The organism is Niabella sp., assembly GCF_030150205.1.
Classification (GTDB): Bacteria; Bacteroidota; Bacteroidia; order Chitinophagales; family Chitinophagaceae; genus Niabella.
Genome location: NZ_JASLGT010000016.1, coordinates 182,579 through 191,368, shown reverse-complemented (window position 1 = coordinate 191,368; position 8,790 = coordinate 182,579). Strand labels below are relative to the sequence as shown.

Genomic DNA, 8,790 nt, shown 5'->3' with positions numbered 1-8,790 from the left:
TATTTAGCGTTCAGCCCGCTCTCACTCTCCTCTCACCTTTATTAAACTCAAAACTATTGGTAACTTTGATCTATATCTCAAAGAACTTTTTATAATCAAACATAGGAGTTCTCAGTTTTCATTCATTGTTGTCCCGTGATCAGTGATCTAACCTTTAACATCAAGTATCAAACGGATCTAACGTTGAAACTGTAAACTGAAACATTTCTTTTAAAACCGGGTACCTATATAATGTGGTAACATTTCCCGCCAGGTGGGCCAGTCGTGCTTATAGTTTTCGCCCCAGTTATCAAACTCATAATAGATCCCCTTATCATAAAGGATTTTTGCAAATTCGCCGCCGGCCCTGGGATCTTCATATGCACCGGCACCGGTGAGGATATGAATATGCGGGCTTCTACGGATCTGTTCCAGGATATCGTGATCTGTAAGGTTGGGCATATAATGCCAGGGGCTGTTATAATACACGGTATCATTCATAAATCCATCGGAATAATAGGTAAGATCATATACTCCACTCATCGCAATTACTCCCGCCAGCAGATCCGGACGTTTTAAGAAGAGATTCATACTATGCAATGCTCCGAAGGAAGCACCGCTGATAAACACCGGCGTACCATCTCCCGATACCGTTTTTATATACGGCAGCACTTCATTGTACACATAGGCATTCCATTGCTCATGCCGCTGGGCCTTATCCCAGTTGTTCATGTTTTTATTCAGCCAGCTTTCGTTATTCACGCTGTCGATCGAATATACTTTCAGCTTCCCCTCATTAATCAACGGTGCCAGACTATCGATCAGCTGGAAGCGTTCATATTCCAGGTAGTCGGCTCCCGCCGTAGGCACCAGCAGCAATACGGTACCAAAATGTCCATAAGAAACAATCGGCATTTCCTTTTGCAGGGATGGACTGAACCAGGAATTGACATGCTTATTCATAAACCGGATTTTAAATCGTTATACAAAATAAGCATTTTTTAATTATAATATGAGAATTGGGGGCCTGGTGAAATTTAAAAATTTGAGGATTTGAAAATATGAAAATGGGATCGTACTTCGAGCTTTCAGCCTTTAGTTATCAGCCATCCGTTTTCAGTTGTTCATCAAGAGCCAACCAGATTTAGCGTTGAACCGGGAGGAAGTTTGAATCCCGATGGCTATCGAGAGTGGAAATGGGAAAATGAGATCGTATTTCGAGCTTTCAGCCTTTAGTTATCAGCCATCAGTTTTCAGTCGTTCACCAAGAGCCAACCAGATTTAGCGTTGAACCGGGAGGACGTTTGAATCCGATTGCTATCGGGAGTGGAAATGGGAAAATGGGATCGTACTTCGAGCTTTCAGCCTTTAGTTATCAGCCATCAGTTTTCAGTCGTTCATGATAACTGATGGCTGATAGCCATTGGATGAGCGTTTAGCTTTCAGCTTATTTCACTCCTTTTGTAACGCCGTTCCACTGGTCTGTACGGAACGGTGAGGCCGGCAGCCCGGCGGCGTTAACCAGGTTTACATCCGGATTATCAGCCCAGCCATAGCGCACCGCTACCGGTTGTTTTACTTCAGGTGCTTTTACAATGATGGTAGCACCTTTGATAGTGGCATCGGCCCAGTAAAATTTCTGGTCGGCACCGGCAATTGCAAAACCGGTTAACTTACCATTTGCAGCCTTCATTCCCACCGCATGATCAAAGGTCAGCAGCATCTCATCCCCTTTTACCTGTTGTGATCTGAAACGGGGGCCGGAGTATTCGATTTTTTGCTTATAATCTTTATTCAATGCGATCAATGCCAGCCGGCGCCCCACTTCCTGCTTGTTTTTTGGATGAATATCGCCGGCATCGCCAATATCGATAATGGTAGCCATACCGGTATTGGGAAGCTGTGTGGTCATCAACTGCGCTTCCCGCAATTCGGCCCATGCCGAATTGCCCGGATTATCTGCCCGTTTCATAAAATTAGCCAGCTGCACAAAATAGAACGGGAAGTTTCCGGATGGAAATTTTGAACGCCAGTCGCTGATCATCGCCGGAAATAATTCCCTGTACTGGTACGCTCTTCCGGCATTCGATTCACCCTGGTACCAGATGGCTCCTTTTATAGTATATGGGATAATAGGCGCAATCATTGCGTTGTACAATACCGTTGGGCGGTTGGGATTTTCGGGGTTTTCCGGAGGCGCCGGCAGGTCTTTCAACGCAAAGGATACCTTGTACCACCAATTCCCGGTAAGTGCTACTTTTTGTTCTGCAGCATTTTTGATGAACAACTGCGCCGGAGTTCCATAAATACCTCCGTTGTTACTGTTATCCGTTACCCGGATGGTAAGATCATTTTCTCCTTTTTTTACCAGCTTTGCCGGAATTGTATATATCCTTTCTTTATTCCATCCATTGGTAGCGCCAATCTGCACGCCGTTAAACCAGGTGATATCATCATCGTCTACCGGGCCAAGGTTTAATGTCAGATCCGAAGACTGCCAGTTATCGGGAATGATGCATTTCCGCTTAAACCAGATCACTCCATCAAAGCCCGGCAATCCATTCTCTTCTACCAGACCGGGAACCGGCATCGTTTTCCAGTCTGCGGTATTCAGATCCGCAGCCGCCCAAATGGCTTTTCCGTTCTGGATTCCTTTATCTGCTGTTTGTCTTTTTTCATTCCATTCGGCCATCAGCCGGTCAAAGGTCGACCGGTCTGTTTTGGGGGTTCCTTTTATTTTTTGAGAAGGAGCAGCAAAATCAGGAAGCCGCTGCAATGTTTCATAACTCGTCCAGGCCTCTGCAATGGTGCCGCCCCAGGAACTATGGATCAGCCCGATCGGAATCTTTGTTTTTTCATAGATCTCCCGGGCAAAGAAATAGGCTACTGAAGAAAATTCCGCTACTGTTGCGGGCGTACAAACATCCCAGCCTTTGTTGCGCACCGCCAGCTCTTTTTGAGGCTGATGGGCCGTAACATGGGTGGCTTGTAATAATCGGATGGCTGGATAATCTGCCTTCGAAATCTCTGCCTCGTAGTTCAAGACTTTTCCCCAGCCGGCCAGTGGCATTTCCATATTAGACTGACCGGAACACAACCATACATCGCCGATCAGTATATTTTCCAATGTAATTGTGTTATCTTCTGCAATGGTAATGGTATAAGGTCCTCCATAAGATGCCGTTTTTACCGTTACCTTCCAGTTGCCATTATTGTCTGTTTTTGCCTGGTATGTTTTTTTGTCCCATGAAGTTTGCACCGTAACCGTTTTACCAGCGGTTGCCGTACCCCAAAGGACGGGATTTGCTTTTTGCTGCAATACCATATTATTACTGATTACTGCCGGCAGAGCTACTTCGGCCGATGCATCATTCCAAAAGCCAAGTGTTAAAACAAGTGTTAGCAAGAGCAAAAAGCGGCAAGATTTCATCTGTTTGTTTTTTATTTTACTAAATAACCTGAAGGATTTTACAAAACGATCATTGCATTGAGCATATAAGCATCTTATAGCGCATTACAAACAATCATTTTTTGAGGGTACTAAAATAAGCATATTCCGCCGACAGAACAAGCGGTGTTTTATTTCACGCAACAGCACTAAGGTGCAGCACACATGCTACGTTGTTTCACACAGCGGCGCAAAGAAGCAAAGAATGCGGCGGGTATATTCCATCCCGAAGATTCTTTAGGCTTCCGAAGCCTGGTGAAGTATATGTTTAAAGCAAAGCACACAATACTCCTGCAACGGTCGCAATGGGATGTTTTAAAATATTTTGCAGACGTTTCGATTGATATTGCCCTGGAACAACGATTGAGCCACTGGACACTAACTGCTAAAGGCCAATAGCTGATAGCTGACACGTATATTACGTCAATCCGCATTTCCTATGATATCTCCGCGGGCCTTGCGGAAATCTTAGCGCCCCTTGCGGTTTAAAACTCTTACAGCGTTGGTATTAACCGCGAGGAATACGCGATGAATCCGCAACGGTCGCAACGGGCTATTTTTAAATATTTCTACAAGCCCTGCAATTGAAGTTAAATCGCAAACAACCATCAAAACGATCTGGATAGCTGAAAGCTAAAAGCTGATGTCCCGATGCTTACAGTCTTTTGCGCTGTTTGTAATACGCATCGGCTTTCTGCTGACGCCCGGCAATGATCGTTGCAAGTTTTTGATACAGTTCCCGCATCCGCGCTTCCTTATGCCCTGCCAGCTTCATGATTCCATTGCCTCCTTCATAATAGGTCATGGCCGCTTCATCGAGTACGCCCTTCTTTTGAAAGCCGTTGATATAAGCGATCAGCCGCTTTTCAAAATTGGGTTGTTCCACACGCATATCAAATTCCAGCTCCATTCCCATCTCGTGCTGTTTTGCAAAATCACAGGCCTCGTCGATGCGACTATCCGGTATATGCTCCTCAAAAAAGTGATTGGGCTGCTGATAAGCAGCATCGAAGCCCGCAGCCTTCCAGCTACCATGTCCTTCCGCCTTCCAATAGGGAATCCAGTAAAATTTCATTTTTTTTGAACGGATGTATTCGGCAATACGGGGTATTAAGGTTTTTCCACCGGTGCTCTGCTCTGCCACCCAGTAAAACCCGGAGAGCTCTAACTGGTTCAGGCCGGCCTTACGCCAGCGGGTCAGCGCATCATCAATATACCACTTACAAGCCAGGAAGCGGCTTTCCTCATTGTCAAAGCTCAGCATTTTACCATCCAGCATACCCCATTCTTTTTGATTATGGATCGGCTCCGGAAGGGTTAGCACCACTTTACGTTTTCGAACCGGCTTTATTCGTTTCTTTGCCAGTGCAGATAATACATCATTCAATGCATGAATGGCCTTTCCCTTTTCAAAGTTCCGGTCCAGCAGCCAGGACCATTCCTCCTTTCCGGCATGTTCTTTTTCATAACCGATGGAATAATCTTTCCCCTTTCCATTCTTAAACTCAATGAAGAGAAACCCGTCAAATAAAAAATCGGTCTTCTTCTCCTGCTGCCGGTATACATAGGGCGCTATCTGTTCGGCCGTCCAATCCGGACGATGAACCCCACCCTGGTAGATAAGGGCCAGATCCGTTATATAATCCGTTTGCGGCGAAGCCAGGGGCAGGTATTCCTGTGCATTTGCGTACTTCAGTGATACAATAAGCACCAAAGCAAGCATTAATTTATTTGTCATTTTGTATAGCAGGTTGCTGTTATTTTTTAAAATTAAGGGGACCGGCCGAAAACAGGAAAAATAACTTCGATAGGTTACCCGACTTCCCCAAAACTATTTCCCTTTTGCTGGTCCCTCCTAACGGTAAGCAGACCAGGTGTTGCACAGCGTTACTTTGTGGACTTTATTTCGCCGGGAAGCGCAACTCGTTACAAGCATTCCTTCAGCCGGCTCCAAAAAGCATTTTCGCTGCCCGTACACCACAAAGGTTGTTAGCGTGGTAAGCCAATCGTTATTTCGAACCAAATAAAATAAATAAATTTAATATAATCAATTTATTTTAAAAAAAAATTATAAATATTGTATACTAAATGACCTTTTTACTTCGGATACACGCCCAAACACAGAAAAACGCAGTGTGGCAGCGGGTTGTATAAGGTCGCAATCGTTATATCCTCCGCGGTATCCGCATGGATTGCGGCATTGCAGGCTGCTTCCTTTTATCCAAAAAAATAAAAGTTTTTAAATTTTTTTATTAATCAACCATATTTGCAGCATCATAACGAACAGGCTTCCCGTATTCAGACTCATAAAAGATCTGACAACCGGCTACAAACCAACCATATGAACAGATATATTCTTTTAGTCAGTATTACCGTTGCCCTGGGCGGGCTGCTTTTTGGCTTTGATACGGCCGTGATCTCCGGCACCCTTACCGACCTTGAACGGGTCTTTCACCTGGGTGAAGCCGCGCTGGGATGGGTGGTAAGCTCTGCCCTTGTAGGCTGTGTAATCGGAGCCTTGTTTGTAGGGCACCTGGCCGACCGGTTTGGCCGCAAACCCCTGCTGCTGCTCTCCGCTCTTTTTTTCCTGATCTGTGCTATCGGCTCAGGCCGGGCCCAAAGTGCCCAGGTACTGGTGCTGTTCCGGATCATTGGAGGTGTTGCCGTAGGTATGGCGTCGGTTATCTGTCCTATTTATATTTCAGAAATTGCACCCGCAAAAGAAAGAGGACGGCTTACGATGATGCAACAGATCACGATTGTTACCGGGATCCTGCTGGCCTTTGCCTCTAATTGGATCATTGCAAACACCGGTTTTGCCAGGGATCTGTTTCATACGGACGCGGATAATTACTGGCGGCTGATGTTTGAAGCGCAGCTTATACCGGCCATTATTTTCTTTACAGGCCTGCTGCTGGTACCCGAAAGCCCCCGCTGGCTGCTTACCCGCAATAAGGAAGCAAAGGCGGTACGCATCCTCCGGTTATTTTACCGTGCAGCAGAAGTGGACGCGGTATTACAACATGTAAAGATGCATATTAATAGCCCTGGCATACCAAAAACAAACTGGAAAGAAGTATTTGCGCTTAAAAACCGGAAACGCCTGTTGATCGGTATTACGTTTGCGGGCATTGCGCAGCTTACCGGCATCAATATTATCTTTTACTATGCCCCAAAAATATTTGAACAAACACAAACCGGTAGCAGTATCCTTTTTCAAACCGTACTTACCGGTATCATTAACCTGGTATTTACCTTACTTGCACTTTTCTTTATTGATAAACTGGGAAGAAAAAAACTGATGCTTTTTGGTTCCCTGGCGATGGCCATTTCCATGGTGGTATTAAGTATTATCTTTTACAGGAATGCCCTGGACAATTACTTTGTGCTGTTTCTTATTTTAATCTACATCGCGTTCTTTGCCGTGTCCTGGGGCGCCACCATCTGGGTATATATAGCCGAAATTTTTCCAAACAGTATCCGTGGCACAGCCAGCTCTATTGCCACTTTTGCTAACTGGGGGATGAATTTCCTGGTTTCGCTTACGTTTCCCATGCTGCTGTCGCGGCTTGGTGGTGCGGGCACTTTCGGACTGTATGCGGTATTTAATTTTATTTCATTCCTATTTGTTTATAAATTTATCTTTGAAACAAAGGGGGTCTCACTTGAAGAAATTGAATCGATCCATGTGTGATCCTGTACTTTTGCTGCACTGTGCATATACAGGGAGATGTTGATAACGAATCAGGCGTTCCAATACAGAACTGCGGAAAAAATCGTTCCCGTAGCTCGGGTGCCTGTCATTGCAATATACCTGAGCACGAATAAAAATTAAGGTGCGTTTTAAAATGCATCAATAAAACGAAACAGAAAACGACCCATGGCTAAGAAGAAAAAGGAATACGATTTTTTTTCAGATGAACTATCAACCGGAGTAGCTTACAAAAACAAGTCGCGGAAAAGAAAGATCATCAGTTACCTGGATAAAAACGGGGAAGCCATTATTGCGGAGCTGGCCCAGGCCATCAATATCAGCACGCCTAAAACAACCAGCCTCATCAATGAGCTGATCGAGGAAGGATTGATCAGCGATTATGGAAAGGTTGATTCAACCGGTGGACGGCCCGCCAGTATCTATGGCCTTGTGGCCGACTCCTGCTTCTTTATTGGCATTGATGTAAAGCCCTACTATGTAAACATCGGGCTGCTCGATTTTCAGAAGAACCTCCGCAAGGCCAATATGAAAACCCCGTTCCTGCTTGAAAACAATGAGGCTTCGCTGAACAACCTGATTAAGCTGATTAAGGATTTTATCAAAACCGCAAATGTGGACAAGCATAAGATCCTGTCGCTTTGTGTGAACCTGGGCGGACGCATCAATACCAATAGCGGCGCCAGCTATAGCTACTTTCATTTTAATGAGCAGCCCCTGAGCGCCCTGCTTGAAAAGCAACTGGGCATTAAAAGCTTCATTGAAAACGATTCCCGGGCTATGGCTTACGGTGAATTTCATAAGGGCATTGTAAAAAATGAGAAGAATGTGTTGTTTATGAACCTCGATTATGGGCTTGGATTGGGTATTATGATTGAAGGCCAGGTGTATTATGGAAAATCAGGGTTTAGCGGCGAAATTGGCCACATCCCGTTCTTTAATAATGAGATCATGTGTCATTGCGGTAAAAAAGGATGCCTGGAAACAGAAGCGTCTGGTACTGCCTTATTACGACTGTTTAAAGAAAAAATAGACGCGGGTGTTAAATCCAGTATCGGTGCTAAAAAAGATATCCGGCTCAATGATATCATCGACGCTGCTAAAAATGAAGACATGCTGTCTATTGAACTGTTGGCGGCCATCGGGGAAAAAATCGGCAGGGGCATTGCGGTACTGATCAATATTCTTAACTCCGAAATGGTGATCCTGGGAGGCACACTGGCAACCACGGGCGATTATATTTATTTGGCTGTTAAAAGCGCCCTGAATAAATATTCCCTGAATCTTGTAAGCCAGGATACCAAACTGGTACTATCTGAACTGGGTGAAAAAGCGGGCCTGATCGGCGGTTGTCTTATTGCGCGGAATAAGCTGCTGTTGTAAGCGGGTGAAATTTGAAAATTTGAAGATATGGAAATGTGAAAATGTGAAAATGTGAAGATGTGGAAATGGAATGCGCATCAGGTGTAAAACGGATTTAAATCTGAACACAGTTTTCAGCGATCAGTTTTCAGTTATCAGTTTTCAGTTATCAGTTAATTGCGTACGGGATCGGTGATCTGGCATCGGGTGTAAAACGGATCTAAACCTGAACACAGTTTTCAGCGATCAGTTTTCAGTTATCAGTTGATTGCGTACGGGATCGGTGATC

5 protein-coding genes are annotated in these 8,790 nt (G+C 44.9%); 2 read left to right on the top strand and 3 right to left on the bottom strand.

The genetic code is table 11. The features are described from left to right. Nucleotides 1–210: 210 nt before the first annotated feature. From Q1V85_RS13805 to Q1V85_RS13795, 3 genes are all read right to left on the bottom strand, one after another. The gene (locus Q1V85_RS13805; RefSeq protein WP_300600873.1) at nt 211–942 is read right to left on the bottom strand and encodes an alpha/beta hydrolase-fold protein; all 732 of its coding nucleotides are present in this window, start codon (nt 940–942) and stop codon (nt 211–213) included. 484 nt (nt 943–1,426) lie between these two features. Next, nucleotides 1,427–3,409 carry a sialate O-acetylesterase gene (locus tag Q1V85_RS13800; RefSeq protein WP_300600871.1) on the bottom strand — a complete coding sequence of 661 codons (1,983 nt, stop codon included), beginning with the start codon at nt 3,407–3,409 and terminating at the stop codon, nt 1,427–1,429. A gap of 673 nt (nt 3,410–4,082) precedes the next feature. Next, nucleotides 4,083–5,165, bottom strand: coding sequence for a DUF4855 domain-containing protein (locus Q1V85_RS13795; RefSeq protein WP_300600869.1), 1,083 nt, complete (start codon nt 5,163–5,165; stop codon nt 4,083–4,085). A 528-nt stretch (nt 5,166–5,693) separates the two neighbouring features. On the opposite strand from Q1V85_RS13795, the gene Q1V85_RS13790 reads away from it, so the two are divergent. Then, on the top strand, nt 5,694–7,121 hold the full coding sequence (locus Q1V85_RS13790) for a sugar porter family MFS transporter (protein ID WP_300600867.1): 1,428 nt from the start codon (nt 5,694–5,696) through the stop codon (nt 7,119–7,121). Between the two features lie 186 nt (nt 7,122–7,307). Continuing rightward, complete coding sequence (locus tag Q1V85_RS13785; protein ID WP_300600865.1) at nt 7,308–8,522, top strand: ROK family transcriptional regulator; 1,215 nt, start codon at nt 7,308–7,310, stop codon at nt 8,520–8,522. Nucleotides 8,523–8,790 lie beyond the last annotated feature (268 nt).